This window comes from Sporosarcina pasadenensis, assembly GCF_047228845.1.
Classification (GTDB): domain Bacteria; phylum Bacillota; class Bacilli; order Bacillales_A; family Planococcaceae; genus Sporosarcina.
The window spans coordinates 86,662-103,816 of record NZ_JBFEGM010000006.1 but is presented as its reverse complement, the minus strand read 5'-3'; the positions used below and the strand labels follow the sequence as shown (position 1 = coordinate 103,816).

Sequence of the window (17,155 nt, the reverse complement as noted above, 5' to 3'; positions counted from 1 at the left end):
AAAGTCATGCTTTATTTTCCTAATTGGGGCAAAGTTTGCACCATAACTGAAAACGAAAAGGATGCCCAACGAAATCGTCAGGCATCCATCGTAAAATCTATTGCTTTTGCTGTCTTTTCAATTCATTACGGGCTTCCTCTTTAATTGACTCAATTTGTGCCTCCGCTTTTTTAGCTGCATCGTTCGCTATTGCGGCCGAGTCTTTCGGTAGTCCGTTTGGCTTTTCATTTTTATCGCCAGCGTAGCTTTTCATGATGTCGTTCCTCCTTACGTTTATACAACTAGTATTCCCAAAAAGGAGCCCATCCAAAACCTGCAGATCATCTCATCAGCGCATAATAAAGGACATACAGCCAGCTAAGGACTCCATGGAAGATTGCCCAAAGGATCGATTTGTGCACGCTCCAAGATATGACGACAGCCAAACAAGTGCCAAGACCTATTCCGCGCTCCAACATCTTTTTCTCCAACTCATCCCTCCATAGTTCAGTATAGGTACGTACGTTTACTTTAATGATGAATATTTCTCTATTCGCCGTACACGAAGCTTATTTTTATTACGCGAGGGTAAACTTGTTCTAAAAAGGATGAATGGTTCCATGATGTACGACTGTGTCATAATCGGCGGCGGACCGGCTGGTTTGAATGCCGCCCTTGTGCTTGGACGAGCGAGAAGAAAGGTGCTGGTATTCGATGATAATCAAGCCCGAAATCGGGTGACACGCGAGGCTCATGGATTCATTACACGAGACGGCATCCTGCCAGACGAGTTCCGGCGGCTTGCTCATCGGGATATCGCCAACTATCCTTCCTTGGAAATAAAAAGCGAAAAGGTTGCCTCTATTAAGGGGCTGGACAACAACCATTTTGAACTGGAAACAGCGGAAGGCAACAGCTTTCAAACAATAAAAATCATCTTGGCGACGGGCTTGAAGGACGAGCAGCCGAATATCCCGAACATCGAAAGGTTCTACGGGACGAGCCTGTTCAGCTGCCCATACTGTGATGGGTGGGAGCTTCGTGACAAGCCGCTCGCAGTTATCGCGGATAAGAACGTGTACAAACTCGCGAAAGAAGTTTTTATATGGAGCAAGGATTTGGCGATTTTTACGAACGGCGAGGGACGGCTCGAGGCGGAAGAATGTGATAAGTTGCTCGCGAAAGGCATCCAAGTCTACGAAGACAATATCGCTTCGCTTGTAGGTGAAAATGGCGAGCTGAAAGGGATCTGCCTTGAAGACGGGACCCTTATTGAGCGTGCAGGCGGGTTCGTCACTCCGCTTTGGAGCCATTGCAATCAGTTCGCGGAAGAGCTCGGCTGTGAGCTGAATGAATACGGCGGCATCCAGACAGACGAGTACGGCAGGACGAATGTGTGGAACGTCTATGCTGCAGGGGATGTCGCGCATATCGTTCCTGCACAACTTGTCATTGCTGCGGGATCCGGGAGCGCCGCTGCTATCGGTGTGAATGGAGATCTGACGAATGAATACTTTGGCGACTGATATGAATATGTAAAAGCGCCTGTGCAGGATTCGACTGCACAGGCGTTTTGCCGTTATTGATTAACGACGATGATGAACGCGTCGAATCCTGCGGCCTTCAAATCGGCTACTTGCTTGTCCGCATTCGACTTGTCCGCAAATGATCCTGTAATGACCCGGTAATACGCGACGCCGTTCAGGACGACGATGTCAATGAAGCTATCGAATCCTTTCGCCTTCAGCGCGGCGACTTGCTGGTCTGCATTGGTCCTCGTTGTAAAGGAGCCGGTGACAACGCGATACAATACACCCGTTGGCGGGGGTGAGCTTACTTTTTGCAGGCCAAGCGCATTGGCAAGTCCGTTCACATGACCTCTAGCTGCTTTGTCGAGCCAGACGGCCGTTTTCATTTTCGCAGCATCGGTCGCATTGTCAATGAACCCATTCTCCGTGAGCATCGCAGGCATCCTGCTTTCACGGAGCACATGGAAGTTCGCTTTCTTCTTCCCGCGGTTAGGCATATCGATCAATTTCACAATTTCCGCGTGAATCGTATTCCGTAGTTGGGCGGTCGTAGAAGAATCCGACAGTGCGTCATGAATATAATCCTCATACCCCGTTCCCCCGCCTGCATTAATGTGGATGCTTAAATAGTAATTGGCACCCCAAGCATTCGCGTCATTCGTCCGCTCTAGTAAACTGACTGTCTGATCGCCCGTACGGCTCATCCGCACCGTCGCATTGGAGTATTCATTCTCAATCATATTCTTGACGCGCGTCGCAATTGCGAGCGTCACATCTTTCTCCTTCAAACCATTTGCAGAAGCTCCCGGATCCGTTCCACCATGCCCTGGATCGATATAGATTTTAACCATTTTTCATCTTCCTCTCGTTTTTTAGTTTTTTATTCCGTGACTGTCCGATATTCCGCCGTTTTTGTATGTCTACATGGTGATCACCTCCTTTCCGTCCAATAAAAAAAGCGATGCCTATTCCTTCGGCAACCGCTCTTTCACTTCTCGTATTTCTTCTACAATGTCATCGTATTTGTCCGTAATCGCTTCCAATAAAAACTGATAACGCTTCTCCCGTGACTCACTGCTTTTCACTTGATACCAAAACAGCCAAACGAACAGGACGGCAAACGGACCCTGTGTCAAAAAATAACCTAGCAGCTCTTTCGTAGCCATGCCAATCCTCCTTTTATTTCAGGAAAACAAAAAGAACGCCCCAGTGGACGCTCTTTTAAAATCCTGTTATTTGTGTTGCTCTTGGCCAATTTCTTTGGCCTGCACCCATTGTAACCTGAAAGATTTTCACTCGTCATTTCTACGACATATGCGGCACGTGCGACATTTGCGACATCTTGTCGATGACGGCATCTTTTATCCTGCCGATGTGGCGGTCCGACAATTGCATATGACGGCCGATCCACCGCAAGCTCTTCCCCTCAAGCAGCCAGTGCAGCACTTCGATTTCCCGATCCTCCGTAATGAGCGGGATACGTTCCTGGACAAGTTGGATTTTCCGTTCATACTCGTACACTTTCTTCAGCCGTCTTTCCCTTCTGTTGAATTCCCGGTAGATCGGGTCGTTCGGGCGGCCGCTCGCTTTCGGCATCGCCGCTTCCAGTCCGTATCGCGACGTCATCCCCTCCCCGACTTCATTCATTCCCTCCCGAATGACTTTGACACTGTTGATCATCCAATGGTAATCCTTCAATAATTGCTCCATTTCCTCCTTCATCATACGTATCACCCCTCATGCTTTTTAGTTTCATTAGAGAAACGTGTTTCAATAATGAAACTTTGTAGCAACACTTTATCATGGGAATGTTTCATTTACAACTACTTAGTTGTCGCGATAGAAACTTTAGGATATAATAACCATAACGAACAGGGGGTTTCATGATGTATTCTATAGGCCGCGAAATTAAAAAGATCCGAAGCGAACACAAATTATCCCAAGAGGAATTTGCGGACCGGATCAATCAAAAGCTAGGTCTCTCGATAACAAAAGGGATGGTGTCGAAGTGGGAGTCCGATTCCATCGAACCAAAAACTAGGACAATCAAGGCGATTGCCGAAACCTTCCATGTTTCATTGGATCAGATGCTCGGGTTGAATGTGCCCGAAAAGCAAGCCACGGTTGAAACGATTGCTGCCCATATCGATGATGATCTGACAGAGGAAGAACTGGCGGAAATAAAAAAATACATCCAATTCATCAAGTCGCAACGAAAGTGAGGTGGTTCCATGACCTATGAATCCCTGATTGCCCAATACCCCCACTTGGTCATCAAGGAAGTCAAAACTCTCCCATCCGGTCTTGGTGGACTTTATATGGACGATGTCGTTCTCATTGATAAGAATCGGAGCCATTATGAAAAACATTGCATTTTGGCGGAAGAAATCGGGCATTATGAAACGACCTATGGCGATATTACGGATCTTCAGAAGCTGACGAATTTGAAGTTGGAGCTGGCTGCGAGGAGATGGGGATATGAAAAAATCGTATCGTTGGATAAATTGATCGAATGCTATGAATCAGGTTTTAAGACGATTGAGGAAGTGTGCACACACCTTGAGGTGACGGAGGATTATTTGATGGCTTCCATTGCGCATTACCACTCCCGTTTTGGCGTTTCGACAATCCATAAGGGGTATGAGATTTTCTTCGATCCTCTTTATTTGCGGAAGCATTAATTTTTTTTGGATTTAACACGAACATACGTTTCAAAACGACAGGCACTTACATCCAAAGTGCCTGCCGAACTCATTATTTTTTCAGTTCTACTTTTACATTACCGGTAATGTAGTTAGGATAGAACGCTAGTTCCAAGTGAAGCGGGTTCGTATAATTTGATGTTTCAATTGTCATATCCCAATGCCTCGTTCCCTCTTCATCCATATACATAGCTGTCGATGGAATATAAATCTTCTTGCCATTCGCATCTTTGCCGGTTGAAATAATATCGTAAGAATGTGTTGGATCGTCTCCAGCATTCGGCATGATAAGGTGCAATCCCGACCTCGAAGATTCATTAATTTTCAGCTTGCCATCTTTCGGACCATTGAGGATTTCCCCTTTATCCGTATCGACAACCAACGTCGCTTCATTTTTATCTAAAGCTTGCATCTTATTAATACGTAAGTAAAGTTCTTTCGGCTCCTCAAAATAATTACTTTGGAGAAAATAGGTGTCATCGCCCCTACTGACCACACCATTCTTAATGGAGCCCCACACCTCGCCTTTTTCATCTTCCAGCCGCATATCTTCGAATTTGAGGATCTTCTTCGTATTGGATTCGTCGAAGGCGACTTTCACGGCAATGCGTAACGGGTAAATAGTAATTTCTCGAATTGTGAGTTTCTGGCCTTCAATCTCAACTTCTTGATTTAAAACAATTGTTTTACCTTGTTTCACGTTTTCCTTCAGCTCAAATGGCAATGAGAACGAAATAGTTTCCCCTTGGAATAAAACATCCATCTCCACGGTAAAAGATAAGTCTTTAAATAAAGTTGGTTCCTGAAAATAGTACTTAATTTGACTGGCCCATTCTCTGGATTTTTCAAATGGACTGGAGCCACCATATGACATTCCGCTTGGTGGAATGTCCTGCTCATTTTTCAAGTCGACTGATTGAATGCTTAGCCCATTCACTGCTTCCTGCGACTGCATTGTGTAATAAACATTCATCCCTGTCTCATCCAAAATGACACCATCAATAGTCAACGTCAACCCATTTTTCTTTTGAACCACATCGACTTTTTGGTAGTAGTCATTTTTAAAAATACCTTCCAGTCCTTTATCAAACTGTATCAAATCTACGAACTTCTCCATGCCCGGTATTGACGCGACCGCATTGGCAAATGCCGGAGACACACGGATTGAGGTGACAAATGTGAAGAATAGAAGCGCGGCTACAACTAGTGACCAAATCCTGTTACGCTTTTTCCGCGACTTCACCTTATCACGTCTCGCTCGGTCAAATCCTAGGCGAATTGCATCATCTGCCTCGTCTAAAGGAAGATGGATCTTATCCAACTGCTCTTTCATTTCATTCAATTTCACTTCTTCTTTTTCAAACATGATCCATTCCTCCTCTATCCCCGAAGTGGCTGCGCAATGATCGCAATATGTTATGCAGCCTGGATTTGACCGTGCCTTCCGGTATACTTGATAGTTCTGCGATTTCTTTTATTTTTACACCCTGAACGTATTTTAGATAAATTAACTGTTGCTCGTCTGGTTTCAATGTGGCAAGTGCTTCAGCCAATTCCAATCGATATTCATCTTTCTTCCCGATTGTTTCGTCCACTTCTCCAGTCATGACATACCGTTTTCCCCTTTTTAATTGATCCTGGCAATAGTTCATCATAATACGGATCATCCACGTCTTCACATACGCAGGTTCTCTAACCGTATGAATCTTTTTATACGCCCGATAGGTTATTTCTTGAAGTGCTTCCAGTGCATCCGCCTCATTTTTCAAGAATGCAATTGCTGTTCGAAGGAGCGCTTCTTTATGAAGCTGCATGAGCGCTAGAAAGGCCTCATCGTCACCGCGTATCGCTTTTTCACTTATCTCTTTCTCGTCCATTCCCTACACCTCATTCGCCCTTCTTACACATTAGACTGTGAGAACTTGAAAAAGTTCAAAAATTAATTAAAAATTTTATTGCTCGTCCTATATACGAGAGAAAATTGTTTTGGTTACGCCCAAAAAGACCAAATCCATTTAAGGTTTGGTCTTTCTTCGAAGTTTATGAGCGCTTGCCGCAGTTTATGATCACTTATACAAATTTATGAACGCATACAGACATCACGTACCACAAAATGTTCTGTACGGCGTTGCCGACACGGACGGTGCAACATATTTCTCTTGTTCAGCCGTGTAAGCATATGGGTCTTCAAGCGCGTTAAGCAGTTCTGCCATTACGCTGAAATCCCCTTCGGTAGCCGCGTCCAAAGCTTCTTCCACGCGATGGTTGCGCGGGATGATATTAGGATTGTTTTCACGCATTAGTTGTTTCGCGGCAACTTCTGATTCCTGTTGACTACCCAGCCTCGTCTTCCAGCGCTCATGCCACTCGGTAAATTCCTGCGTCTTGCACATCGGCAGCACAGTCAGATCGCCAATCGTCAATGTTCGGAACGTATTCGTGTAATCCGCTTGATTGTCTTTCATTATCTTTAGCAGATCCTTCACGAGCGCTTCGTCCTGCTGTTCTTCATTGAACAGGCCGAGTTTGTTTCTCATTCCTGTGAGCCAATGACCGTAATATATCCTTGCATATCCTGAAAGCGTTTGTTGCGCGATGTGGACAGCTTTTTCCTGGTCTTCATGGAAGAGCGGCAAAAGCGTTTCGGCAAATCGAGAAAGATTCCATTCCGCAATTCCGGGTTGATTGCCAAACGCATAGCGGCCTTGCCGGTCGATGGAGCTGAAGACAGTCGCCGGGTCATACGTGTCCATGAAGGCGCACGGTCCATAGTCGATCGTTTCGCCGCTGATTGCCATATTGTCCGTATTCATGACGCCGTGAATGAACCCGACTAACTGCCATTTGGCAATTAACGAAGCTTGCCTTTCCATTACTTTTTGAAGCAATGACACGTATGGATTCGGGTCATTTGCCACATCCGGATAATGCCTTTCAATCGTATAATCCGCTAACGTTCGCAAATCCTCTACGACTTCGCGTGCCGCCGCGTATTGAAACGTGCCGACACGGATGTGGCTTGCCGCAATACGCGTCAACACAGCTCCTTCGAGTGTTTCTTGACGATAGACCGGCGCCCCCGTTAATGCGACTGCAAGGCTCCGTGTCGTCGGAATTCCAAGCGCATGCATCGCCTCGCTAATGATGAATTCACGAAGCATCGGGCCAAGTCCCGCCCTGCCATCGCCGCCTCGGGAAAAGGGCGTCTTGCCTGAACCTTTCAGCTGAATATCGTACCGCTTTCCTTCAGGCGTGATCTGCTCTCCAAGCAACACGGCCCGTCCATCTCCGAGCATCGTAAAATGGCCGAATTGGTGGCCGGCATATGCTTGTGCAATCGGCTCCGCGCCTTCAGGAATCTTGTTTCCGGCGAAGATCTCTGTCCCCTCTTCGCTTTGCAATGATTCAGCATCCAGACCGAGCGACTCCGCCAATGGGTGATTAAAAATGACTAACTCAGGTGACGGTGCTGCTTCCGGATTTGTCTTCGCGTAAAATGGTTCCGGCAGACGGGTATAACTATTATCAAAATTCCATCCGAACTTATTATCCTCTGTCACGTCCTCAACTCCCATTTCTTAAGATGTCTGCTTCGCAATCAATAGGGAATTCTATACTGGCCCTCACTTCTTTTCCAATACCGCAAAGTAGTTGTCTTCATTGTCCGCAAAGTTGAACACTCTTCCAGTAGGCATTGCAACCAATTCCCCGACTTTCACTTGTTTGCTCTTTAAATCTTCATACAGTGCGTCCAGGTTTTCCGTGAACAATAGAAGTGAAGGGGTTTGCAGATTCAATTCCGGCTGCATTTTTGCGATGAGCTCTTTATTATGCAGAACGATGCTCGTTTCCGCCTGTGCGGTCGGTGCAATTTCAATCCACTTCATCCCTTGGCCATTGTCCTGCTCGGAAATGACGGTAAACCCAACTTTTTCAGTCCAAAACATTTTTGCATCATCCTGATTATTTACATACAACATAATTTGTCCGATTTTATGAATCATTTTCCATCCCTCTTTCCTCATTTTCTTTTGCATTAGTTCTAATCCTAATCTTACCATTATGAATGAAAAATGACCGCGTCAACCTTGTTATACCCAATTCAAAAGGATTCACATAAGAGTTTCATTCATAAATTCAAAAATACAGGGAACTGTATAGGAGAAGTTGAACGAAGAGTCGAAAGGAGGAAAATGGAAATGGTAAGAATTGCCGTTGAACAACCATATGAAGATGTCATGAATGCCCTCGTGGCAAAAGGTTATGAAGCGAAAATGTTTAACACAGATGAAGACGTCACCGGCTATGATATCGGCGTCGTCCGTGCTATCAATGAAGGGAACACGCATGAATTCAACTTTCCGGTCATCACCATGAAAGGCATGTCGATTGACGACGTTGTCCAAGCAGTAGAAAAGAAAGCGAACCTCCTCCAATAAGCATCCCCGAAAAAGCAGAATCTATGGCAGCAGCCTTAGTTTCTGTTTCCTTCCAATCAAAAAACAGCCTGCCGATCGACTGAACGATTGGCAGGCTGTACTGATCAATGGTAATAATATGTCTGGCGCCTGCGTGAAGCTTCCAGCTGTTTCGCCCTGTACCTTCGCTGAAATGCACGGAGCTCATCCAATTGTCCATTCAAGCGGGGATCCTGAGACATCATTTCCTTTAATCCCGAAGGACCGATCTTCCTCTTCACTTTCTCTATTTCATCCTCAAAAAATAATGACATGTCCATACCTCCTCCCCTATGATTGGCAAGGGATAGCGGATTAGGCTCACTATTCACCATTCCCCCGTCACTATAGAGTACGTCGATTTACCGACAGGACAAGAGTTAAGTGTACAGTTTTCATGATTTTAATTGAGAAGTTCAGTGTTTAATAGGTGCGTGGAGTCAATATATTTACCCAAAACAAACGTTCTATTTTTATGGACTATCTTTTACATTTCCTGTATACTGTAAGCAATAGACTATACACGAATTCGCAGACAACAGATGATAAAGAAAGGAGGATAAAGAGTTGGAGGAAAGGATTCTGCAATTGCTTGAAGGGTTGAAGTCGGAAATAGGCGACCTGAGATCCGATGTAGGCAGCTTGAAATCGGAAATGCATAGCCGGTTTGATCAAGTCGATCATCTTTTGGAAGGAATCGGCGGTCAGTTTGAGCACCAAACTAGCCAGCGTATCATTAATGGACAAGCTATTTCAAAAGAATTAGTGAACATTAAATCGCGAATCTTTGACTTAGAAACAAAAACTATGTAAAAAGAGCTTTTGTGTAAAACAGAACCTACGAAGCAGTCGTAGGTTCTGTTTTTTTGTCTAAATTAATTGTGTTGGTGCTGTGCATAGGAAAATCCATCCAATGAGTAGTGAAACTCGAGGATGGATTTATTGATTCCGAACGACTTATAATTCCATGAGAATTGTAATGGCAATGCCTAGTACCATCCCGATGACGACAGTTACTGAATATAGAAGAACCCTCCTCAACACCTCATCCTTTCATCACTCTTTTATCTAATATATTAATGCAAGGGACAAAACATGTGAGTCACAAATCCATTAACATCTGTGTTCAGGTCGCATTCCCTCTCAGCCCTTAGACGTATGTAAAATTCAAACATGAGACTGGTAAGTTTTTCATTTGAATGAGGTAGAATAGAATAAAATGGGGCAGAAGGAGAATGAATGAAAATGAATAAGCTATTATGGATTGTGCTGTTGACGGGTTTTCTAGTTGTTATCGGCATCTATGGGTATAACAATTGGTTTGCGAAGGCAAGTGGGAATGAAATTTCGATTGCTAAAGACAGTGCCGATGCTCTGAAAGTGGATATCGACTTCGGAGTTGGCAACTTGTACGTCAAGGGTGGTTCCCCTGAATGGGTGAGTGGCGAGTTTACCTATAATCACAAAAGACTGGAACCGAAAGTGACATATAAGAAAAAAAAGGATACGGGCCACGTCAAGATTAAGCAAGGCTCCAAGACAACGTTCGGCTTGAATAAACGCAAAGTAGACAACGAATGGGATCTTCAGTTGACGAATGTAATTCCAATTGATTTGAATGTTGACATGGGGGTTTCAAAGTCAAGATTGAAATTGGAAGGTCTCCAATTAAATAGCCTTTCCGTGGATGGTGGAGTTGGTGAATCCGTCATCGACCTGAGCGGCGCTTGGAGCAAAGGTTTTCGAGCGGACTTCAATTTAGGAGTTGGTGATGTGACGATCATCCTTCCGAAACAGACCGGCGTCAGAGTAAACGTTTCAAAAGGCCTTGGAAGACTGGAATTGAATGACTTCATCAAGCAAAACGAAGGAGTTTACATTAATGAAGCCTACGAAGATGCAGAAGTCATCATCGACCTATTTCTCGACATCGGCGTCGGGGACGTCAAATTCAAGATTGCCGAGTAAATTGTGTCGGTGCCATTGTGTCGGTGCCTGTGCACGGTGCATTTATGACAATTCGAGAGAGTGTATTTAAATACAAAATTAAATTATATAAAACCCCTAAATTAATGGGTTTCTAACTACCTCGTATACACTTTTATTGTATTGTCCGAATAGTTCGCCGCACAGGCACCACAAAGCTGTGAACCCTACTCTGTATTGCTTGCTATCTACACGATGAAATAACGTCAATTCATTTTATTTTCATTTTTTACTTGCAATTGAACCGGATACGATGTAAAGTCATATATAATTTAACATTATCTTATTTCGCAAGTTTTGAAGTAAGGATAGAGGCGCAAAGACCATCAGTATACAATCTGAGGATAATGAGATCCTATGAAGGTTGTGGAAAGGGGAATTTGCCGAAGTGGAGAGATTCTCATTTATCTCGAAGCTGGTTCTGGGTTGAACAAGTCCAGAATTGTCATATAGGAAACTATATGGAGGGCTATCTTATGCAATGAAATAATTTAGTTATTATTTCTAGCAACAACGAGCCCTCGTTGTTGCTTTTTGCGTTCATTTTCAACTGCCCTCTCCCCTCTAATTTTTTCAAAAAAATTAATTATAGGAGTGGAGAACTAATGAACTTCGGACAAATTGTAACTGCAATGGTGACACCTTTTGATGCACAAGGCGAAATTGATTTTGAGGCGACTAGGAACTTGATCGATCATTTAATTGCCAATGGATCGGATGCCCTAGTGGTATCTGGAACAACAGGGGAATCCCCAACGTTATCGGACAAAGAAAAAGTCCAATTGTTTAGGTTTACAGTTGAAGTTGTAAATGGACGAGTGCCGGTCATTGCCGGTACAGGCTCGAATAATACGAGAGAATCGATCGAACTGACAATGCTTGCAGAAGACGTAGGCGTCGATGGAATCATGCTCGTCGCCCCGTACTATAACAACCCTTGCCAAGAAGGAATGTATCAACACTTTAAGACTATTGCGGCAGCCACCTCATTGCCAATCATGCTGTACAACGTACCAGGACGCACTGTTGTCAACATGTCGGTCGAAACGGTCATCCGCCTTTCGGAAATCCCGAATATCGTAGCAATCAAAGAAGCGAGCGGTAATTTGGATGCAATGGCTGAAATTATCGAACGTACGCGAGAAGGCTTTTCATTATACAGCGGTGATGATGCACTGACACTTCCTGTATTATCGATTGGCGGAACAGGTGTCGTTTCTGTATCGGCCCATGTGTTAGGGAATGAAATGCAAACGATGATCCGCAACTTCAAAATAGGCAATACCGTAGAGGCGGCTAGCAATCATCGAAGACTGCTGCCGATGATGAAAGCACTCTTCGCTGCTCCAAACCCTACACCTGTCAAAGCGGCGTTGAGCCTGAAAGGAATTCAAGTCGGCGGAGTCCGCTTGCCGATGATTCCGTTGAATGATGAACAACTACGTTCATTACAACAGGCTTTGGCTATTTATGAAGAAGTGAAAATCTAACTATGCACCCTTATGGTAATGAAAAAAAAGGACCGTCCAATGGTCGCATATTGAACGGTCCATGTATTATTGTAGGTTCCCCTACGGGATCGGCACAGATAGGAATAACCCATCAGAGCGGCTAACGCAAGGATGGGTTATTTTTTATGGTTGAATGACAAATTAAACCGAAATCCTACAAACGAACATCTTCCGCTCTTCGAATGTACTCCTTCAAATAATCCTCAGCTTCAGGATGGGCATACACCTCTTCAGGCGTCATCCAGTACACAGCCGCCACTTCATCAGCACTCACTGCGTACGGCTCACCGCTGAACTCCTCGCACAAAAAAACGACATTCACAACCGGTTCCCCTAGGTCTGTAATGAAGCTTGTACTGCACACATAACGCATATGCCCACTGACAACAAGCCCCACTTCCTCCTCCACTTCTCGTGCAATCGTACGCTCTAAAATATCCGAAGTTGCTCCTTCAAGCTCAACTTTCCCACCAACTAACCCTATTCCACCAGGCGCGTGTTCTTCCTCTTCGCTTCGTCTGCATAATAAATAACGGCCATCCTTGTATAATGCCGCTTCTGTGTTGACGATGAACATGTTGGCTCTCTCCCTTTTCACTTCATTCTTATACATCTTCCTGGCCAAGGCCGGAATCTCCTTTAATTGTGTGGGAGAATAATAAAAGCAGAGCTCCAAGATGAATTGGGCTCTGCTATCTCTTTGTTTTTGAACTAAAAACCAATTTCCGCACATAGACTCAAATTCAAATCAAAACGGCTACTCTCTCAATATTATAAACTTTTTTAAGCCTAGCCATTATCATCTCTTTCACTTCATCTTCCTCAAGCACATCAAGAATCATTGCACCGCCTAAGATGTTAAGATAACGATTCGCCTCGACAAAGTGCTCACGCTTGATTTGTAAGCCTTCGTTTTTAAGTGTTATAAGAGCACGTAAAACACCTTTGGTGATATTACGATTTGAAGTGAAGTTACTAGAGAAAAAGACAACGCATCTGGCCGAAAAATCCGCGGATGAGAAAAACTCGGTGAGCCAGTACGGATCCTCTTTATTTGCATCATCATAAGTCATATAACCTACCCACCATAGACGTGCTAACAAATGAACATATAGGGATCGTTTTGCACTATGAGTAAAGAAGAGCGCCGACTGAATTCGTTTGTCATTCTTCTTTTCCAAGTCCAAAGATAGGCGGTAATAGCTAAATTCCCGCATTTGCATATGTGCTAATCCAGCCCACAAACGTTCATGGGTAGCTTCTGCGACGGTCAAATGCTGTAAGGCATCATACACAATCTTCACATTTTCAAAATCGCTCACCAAATAGTCGCTGTCAAAATTGAATTTTGGTTGTTTGTAGTCAATATTTGACTCAAAAGTTGCGCCTTCCTTAGCAAAATAATTATCAAACCATGCATTATCTTTACTATAGTAATGTTCTTTATAAGCATCAAAATTAACGCGTAAGTCTTGTAATGCATCTTCAGATAAAAACTTTATTTTCATCAACTAGTCCTCCTCTTTGATAAGTTTTTCAATTTCGTTAAATGCTTTTTCGAGAGGGTTTCTTAGGACAAGTTGTACCGCTTGGATAACAGGGACGGTTCCGTCTAACACTTGGGAAAATGGTATATTGTTATTATCAAAAATCTGTACAAGTACTTGGTACCACTTATAGTCTTCGTATCCTGTAGTATCCTCTTTCAATATGTGAAAGACATCCACCAAACAGGGTGTGAAAACCGTGGCTAAGATTGTGTCTTTTAATCTCGAACCTGCATATTCCGCATACTTGTCATATATTGCTTTTGGCAATTCTATCAGAATTTGATCTGAGCTCATTTGAATGTTCATATGTTCCGATTTTTCCACACGGCGAACAGTAATTATTGATGGCAAATTTTGAGTCTCTGTAGACTCTTCGTGCAAAATTATATCTATCGCTTCTGCAGTTGCCAACATATTACCCTTTTCAAATGTTAATGGTAAATCACGATAAAAGTCATTCAGCTGCATATTTGTATAGTTTTCAATCGTAGTGGTTGCAATGATAAACGGGCGAATCTCCATTTTCCCCCGCAATTGTTGATCGTTAATTTGGGCAGATAACCTCGGCACATTAGATTTAACAATTGAACGATAACTGGTTTGCGGACATTCAATATGCATTACAAATGCCGCCTTCCCTTCTTCTATCAGCTTTTCGATACCTTCGTTTTCTAAAGAGCAAAACATTTCAAGCTTGACCTGCCCGAAAGACTTTTCGGCTTTAACCTCCACTTCGAATAGAGAGGCTAGATAGTTATCATTTTCTTTATTTAGCACTGGATATGGAAGGCTACTGTTAAACCTCATATAAATTCACCTCTAGTACACAGTAGTGTTCATAATCAACTTTCACCTTAACAAAAATGTCCTTTTTACCGACATTATTCTTGAAACGGACCATATTGCCCGAGATAGTTACGTTATCAATTTGGGATGATTCAATCTCTTTAACTGGTAGTTTAAACTCTCCTTGCTCCCCCAATACTTTAAATTCGAGCCTTCCTCTATCGAATTTTTTCTTCGGCTTAACACTTATTCGATATAGACCTTCTTCTTTATCCAAACAAATGTAACGTGTTTCTATTTCAATCGGCCTGTTCTTCTCTTTCTTTTCTTTTCCTTCTTTTTCCGTACCGGTTCCTTCATCAACACTTCCTTGCTGGCCATTGTTGTTACCAGAACCCCCACCTTGACCAATGCCATCTCCTTTGATTTCAGGCGAGTGACCTGGTTCATCACCTTCTGGAGATAATCCTGCAGATACTAAATCATCTAAATAACTCTCTCCATCTTTTCTCTTCTTCGATTTCTTCTTTTGCTTAGTTTTCTTCTTTTGTTTCAATTCTTTAATTTTCATCGTAAGTGATTCCCGCTTATCTTCCCCTGCTCCTAAGATAGGCTCATCTGGTAAGAAGTCACTTAAGCCAATAGCATCCATTGTGTCTGTAGTTTCAACTTGAAACGTTTGCTGTACCGTCTCCCGCACAAACTTCCGTAAATCACTGAATGCCCTTTCCGCTTCTCTAGGACTTGGTTCGTAGCGGTTCGGCTCCCATAATGTATGTGCCGGATTTTCCATTTGCTTAAATACCTGGTTCATATATCGACCGGTAATAATTAAAATCCCTGTAAATGAAATGCTTCCACTGATTCGGTTTTGCTCAAATAAACGCATACCGGCTTTTCTCGTCATCAGGACGCGCCGATTCAAATCATCACCTTTCATAATATAAAGAGTTGCCTCTCCTTCTTCGAAAGTCCCAATAGTTTTGTACTTTCTTTTAGGGGAAGGAATAGCTAAAGCTTTATCAGAAGTGAGAACTTCATAATATGATTTCAGGTGACGATATTCTTCCTTTGTATCATCAAGTGATTGAATTAGCTCCCCTAAATTTTCATGAGAAATTACCTCATCCTCAATTCTTACAATCAATTTCCTTTGATGAATCGTTATAAAGAAATTAAATAACACTGAGTTCCGAATCGCACTTACCCAATTAGGCTTCGGTTTAAATCCTGCAATATATATATCTGTCCCAGTCTCTGTTCGTTCATAATTCGGATCTAAATTCAAGAATCCTGGAATCGCTTTTGAACTTTCATCGTTTGTATAGTAGCCGGAGCCTATGGTTGTTAATCCCGGTTCTTTCTCAAACGACATGATGTTTGCAACACCAATATGCGATTTGTAATTTGTCGTATCTAAAGATTCATAGAAAAGTGTACGCAACAATGAGTTCGCGAAAGGCGCGGATTTACCAATACCAAAGCTACCACCAGAACTATCACTTTTATTGGATGAACCTGCCTCACGAATTAGCGAACTCCACGGAGATCCCAATTCTCCTTTTCTAGCTCCTTCTAATCCTTTTGTATTGAAATCACTAATTCGTAAAAAATGAATTAAGGGCTGTGCCATAATTTGCTGTGCTTGCTTAATAAACTGTTCACTTTTATCATTTTTGCCGTTCCATGTTTGCTCACATTTTTTATACACTTCGACTAACTCTTGTTGGTTCGGAAACTTGTCTGATGGAATGTCAAATGATTTGAATTCAATAATTACAGGATTTGTTTCATCCTTTATTGCATCCAACGAGTTTTGACAGATTTCACGAGTTAGTGAGTCAAGTTCATTGCCGCGAAATGTTTCAATACCAGCATTGTTGATTGAATTAATCAATCCTCCTGAAGCTGCTGGAAAGTTCCAAAACGTATTCATATAAAATCCCCCTAGTCAGGTTGCGTTACTCTTATATATCAATAATATTATATTCGCTAGTTTAGTTACTTACTAACTAGTGCTATTTTATTATAACAGTAATATTGGGCCAATCCACTTCTAGTTTTTTGTAAAAACGTTAGCATAACCAACACTACAGACTATTCACAGTAAGTATTAACGACTCACTATTGTTTGCCCCTTCTCAAATCGGGAAACCTAAGTAAAAAAGGATGAAAATCATGGCTGACATCATGTCCAAAGAGCAACGCAGCAAGACGATGAGCAAAATCAAAGCGAAATCAAAACTTGAGGATATGTTTGCAAGCGCCCTATGGAGAAAAGGACTTCGCTTCCGTCGAAATGTCAGGTCATTGAAAGGGACACCCGATATAGCAATCAAGAAATATAAGATTGTCATCTTCGTTGATTCATGCTTTTGGCATGTCTGCCCCGAACATTTCAAACGCCCCAAGAGCAATGAGGAATTTTGGGACAAGAAATTCAAACGTAACGTGGAGAGGGATAGGGAAATATCCGAGTATTACGCCGGTATTAACTGGCATGTGAAGAGGGTTTGGGAGCATGAAATCAGAGGGGATATTGACAAAGCGGTCGAAGATACAATGGAATTCGTGAACATGGTGAAGATACTAGAAAAAACTTAAATTATGTAGATTTTTTTCATTTCGATCTTGATCTTTTTGTCGAAATAGGTT

The 17,155-nt window shown here is 42.9% G+C and carries 22 protein-coding genes and 1 riboswitch; of the genes, 8 read left to right on the top strand and 14 right to left on the bottom strand.

Going from position 1 to position 17,155, the window contains the following annotated elements:
• Positions 1-97 precede the first annotated feature (97 nt).
• Both AB1K89_RS09935 and AB1K89_RS09930 read right to left on the bottom strand, forming a co-directional pair.
• Positions 98-253 carry a hypothetical protein gene (locus AB1K89_RS09935; protein WP_413054612.1) on the bottom strand — a complete coding sequence of 52 codons (156 nt, stop codon included), beginning with the start codon at positions 251-253 and terminating at the stop codon, positions 98-100.
• 67 nt (positions 254-320) lie between these two features.
• Positions 321-470 carry a hypothetical protein gene (locus AB1K89_RS09930; protein WP_251627743.1) on the bottom strand — a complete coding sequence of 50 codons (150 nt, stop codon included), beginning with the start codon at positions 468-470 and terminating at the stop codon, positions 321-323.
• A gap of 129 nt (positions 471-599) precedes the next feature.
• On the opposite strand from AB1K89_RS09930, the gene AB1K89_RS09925 reads away from it, so the two are divergent.
• Complete coding sequence (locus tag AB1K89_RS09925) at positions 600-1,505, top strand: NAD(P)/FAD-dependent oxidoreductase (RefSeq protein ID WP_413054611.1); 906 nt, start codon at positions 600-602, stop codon at positions 1,503-1,505.
• Positions 1,506-1,558: 53 nt separating this feature from the next.
• Here AB1K89_RS09925 and AB1K89_RS09920 read toward each other — a convergent pair whose 3' ends face one another.
• The 3 genes from AB1K89_RS09920 to AB1K89_RS09910 form a co-directional block, all read right to left on the bottom strand.
• The gene (locus AB1K89_RS09920) at positions 1,559-2,359 is read right to left on the bottom strand and encodes an N-acetylmuramoyl-L-alanine amidase (RefSeq protein ID WP_413054610.1); all 801 of its coding nucleotides are present in this window, start codon (positions 2,357-2,359) and stop codon (positions 1,559-1,561) included.
• Between the two features lie 114 nt (positions 2,360-2,473).
• Entirely contained in the window at positions 2,474-2,674 is a 201-nt protein-coding gene (locus AB1K89_RS09915) for a BhlA/UviB family holin-like peptide (RefSeq protein WP_252504776.1), read from the bottom strand.
• A gap of 139 nt (positions 2,675-2,813) precedes the next feature.
• Complete coding sequence (locus AB1K89_RS09910) at positions 2,814-3,233, bottom strand: helix-turn-helix domain-containing protein (protein WP_252504777.1); 420 nt, start codon at positions 3,231-3,233, stop codon at positions 2,814-2,816.
• A 161-nt stretch (positions 3,234-3,394) separates the two neighbouring features.
• On the opposite strand from AB1K89_RS09910, the gene AB1K89_RS09905 reads away from it, so the two are divergent.
• Positions 3,395-3,730 carry a helix-turn-helix domain-containing protein gene (locus AB1K89_RS09905; protein ID WP_252504778.1) on the top strand — a complete coding sequence of 112 codons (336 nt, stop codon included), beginning with the start codon at positions 3,395-3,397 and terminating at the stop codon, positions 3,728-3,730.
• 9 nt (positions 3,731-3,739) lie between these two features.
• Positions 3,740-4,189, top strand: coding sequence for an ImmA/IrrE family metallo-endopeptidase (locus AB1K89_RS09900; RefSeq protein WP_413054609.1), 450 nt, complete (start codon positions 3,740-3,742; stop codon positions 4,187-4,189).
• A gap of 73 nt (positions 4,190-4,262) precedes the next feature.
• Here AB1K89_RS09900 and AB1K89_RS09895 read toward each other — a convergent pair whose 3' ends face one another.
• The 4 genes from AB1K89_RS09895 to AB1K89_RS09880 all read right to left on the bottom strand — a co-directional run bounded on the left by AB1K89_RS09895 (position 4,263) and on the right by AB1K89_RS09880 (position 8,214).
• Positions 4,263-5,576, bottom strand: a complete 1,314-nt coding sequence (locus AB1K89_RS09895; protein ID WP_413054608.1) for a DUF4179 domain-containing protein — start codon at positions 5,574-5,576, stop codon at positions 4,263-4,265.
• Complete coding sequence (locus tag AB1K89_RS09890; protein ID WP_413054607.1) at positions 5,569-6,087, bottom strand: sigma-70 family RNA polymerase sigma factor; 519 nt, start codon at positions 6,085-6,087, stop codon at positions 5,569-5,571. Before AB1K89_RS09890 ends, AB1K89_RS09895 begins: the two co-directional genes overlap by 8 nt.
• 222 nt (positions 6,088-6,309) lie before the next feature.
• On the bottom strand, positions 6,310-7,785 hold the full coding sequence (locus AB1K89_RS09885; RefSeq protein ID WP_413054606.1) for a protein adenylyltransferase SelO: 1,476 nt from the start codon (positions 7,783-7,785) through the stop codon (positions 6,310-6,312).
• A 48-nt stretch (positions 7,786-7,833) separates the two neighbouring features.
• Positions 7,834-8,214: a VOC family protein gene (locus AB1K89_RS09880; protein WP_413054732.1), complete on the bottom strand. Its 381-nt coding sequence runs from the start codon at positions 8,212-8,214 to the stop codon at positions 7,834-7,836.
• Between the two features lie 195 nt (positions 8,215-8,409).
• On the opposite strand from AB1K89_RS09880, the gene AB1K89_RS09875 reads away from it, so the two are divergent.
• The gene (locus AB1K89_RS09875) at positions 8,410-8,649 is read left to right on the top strand and encodes a YkuS family protein (protein WP_413054605.1); all 240 of its coding nucleotides are present in this window, start codon (positions 8,410-8,412) and stop codon (positions 8,647-8,649) included.
• A 104-nt stretch (positions 8,650-8,753) separates the two neighbouring features.
• Here the strand turns inward: AB1K89_RS09875 and AB1K89_RS09870 are convergent, their stop codons facing one another.
• Positions 8,754-8,942: a hypothetical protein gene (locus AB1K89_RS09870; RefSeq protein WP_413054604.1), complete on the bottom strand. Its 189-nt coding sequence runs from the start codon at positions 8,940-8,942 to the stop codon at positions 8,754-8,756.
• Between the two features lie 292 nt (positions 8,943-9,234).
• Here AB1K89_RS09870 and AB1K89_RS09865 point away from each other — a divergent pair, with 292 nt between their 5' ends.
• From AB1K89_RS09865 to dapA, 3 genes are all read left to right on the top strand, one after another.
• On the top strand, positions 9,235-9,480 hold the full coding sequence (locus AB1K89_RS09865) for a hypothetical protein (protein WP_413054603.1): 246 nt from the start codon (positions 9,235-9,237) through the stop codon (positions 9,478-9,480).
• Positions 9,481-9,906: 426 nt separating this feature from the next.
• Positions 9,907-10,635 carry a toast rack family protein gene (locus AB1K89_RS09860; protein WP_413054602.1) on the top strand — a complete coding sequence of 243 codons (729 nt, stop codon included), beginning with the start codon at positions 9,907-9,909 and terminating at the stop codon, positions 10,633-10,635.
• 319 nt (positions 10,636-10,954) lie between these two features.
• A riboswitch (Lysine riboswitch) is annotated at positions 10,955-11,133 on the top strand.
• Positions 11,134-11,258: 125 nt separating this feature from the next.
• Positions 11,259-12,143, top strand: a complete 885-nt coding sequence (gene dapA, locus AB1K89_RS09855) for a 4-hydroxy-tetrahydrodipicolinate synthase (RefSeq protein ID WP_413054601.1) — start codon at positions 11,259-11,261, stop codon at positions 12,141-12,143.
• Between the two features lie 175 nt (positions 12,144-12,318).
• On the opposite strand, the gene AB1K89_RS09850 is transcribed toward dapA, so the two are convergent.
• The 4 genes from AB1K89_RS09850 to AB1K89_RS09835 form a co-directional block, all read right to left on the bottom strand.
• Entirely contained in the window at positions 12,319-12,741 is a 423-nt protein-coding gene (locus AB1K89_RS09850) for an NUDIX domain-containing protein (protein WP_413054731.1), read from the bottom strand.
• A gap of 166 nt (positions 12,742-12,907) precedes the next feature.
• The gene (locus AB1K89_RS09845) at positions 12,908-13,672 is read right to left on the bottom strand and encodes a DUF6339 family protein (RefSeq protein WP_413054600.1); all 765 of its coding nucleotides are present in this window, start codon (positions 13,670-13,672) and stop codon (positions 12,908-12,910) included.
• Between the two features lie 3 nt (positions 13,673-13,675).
• Positions 13,676-14,521, bottom strand: a complete 846-nt coding sequence (locus AB1K89_RS09840; RefSeq protein WP_413054599.1) for a hypothetical protein — start codon at positions 14,519-14,521, stop codon at positions 13,676-13,678.
• Entirely contained in the window at positions 14,511-16,436 is a 1,926-nt protein-coding gene (locus AB1K89_RS09835; RefSeq protein WP_413054598.1) for a hypothetical protein, read from the bottom strand. Before AB1K89_RS09835 ends, AB1K89_RS09840 begins: the two co-directional genes overlap by 11 nt.
• A gap of 242 nt (positions 16,437-16,678) precedes the next feature.
• On the opposite strand from AB1K89_RS09835, the gene AB1K89_RS09830 reads away from it, so the two are divergent.
• Entirely contained in the window at positions 16,679-17,104 is a 426-nt protein-coding gene (locus tag AB1K89_RS09830; RefSeq protein WP_413054597.1) for a very short patch repair endonuclease, read from the top strand.
• Positions 17,105-17,155 lie beyond the last annotated feature (51 nt).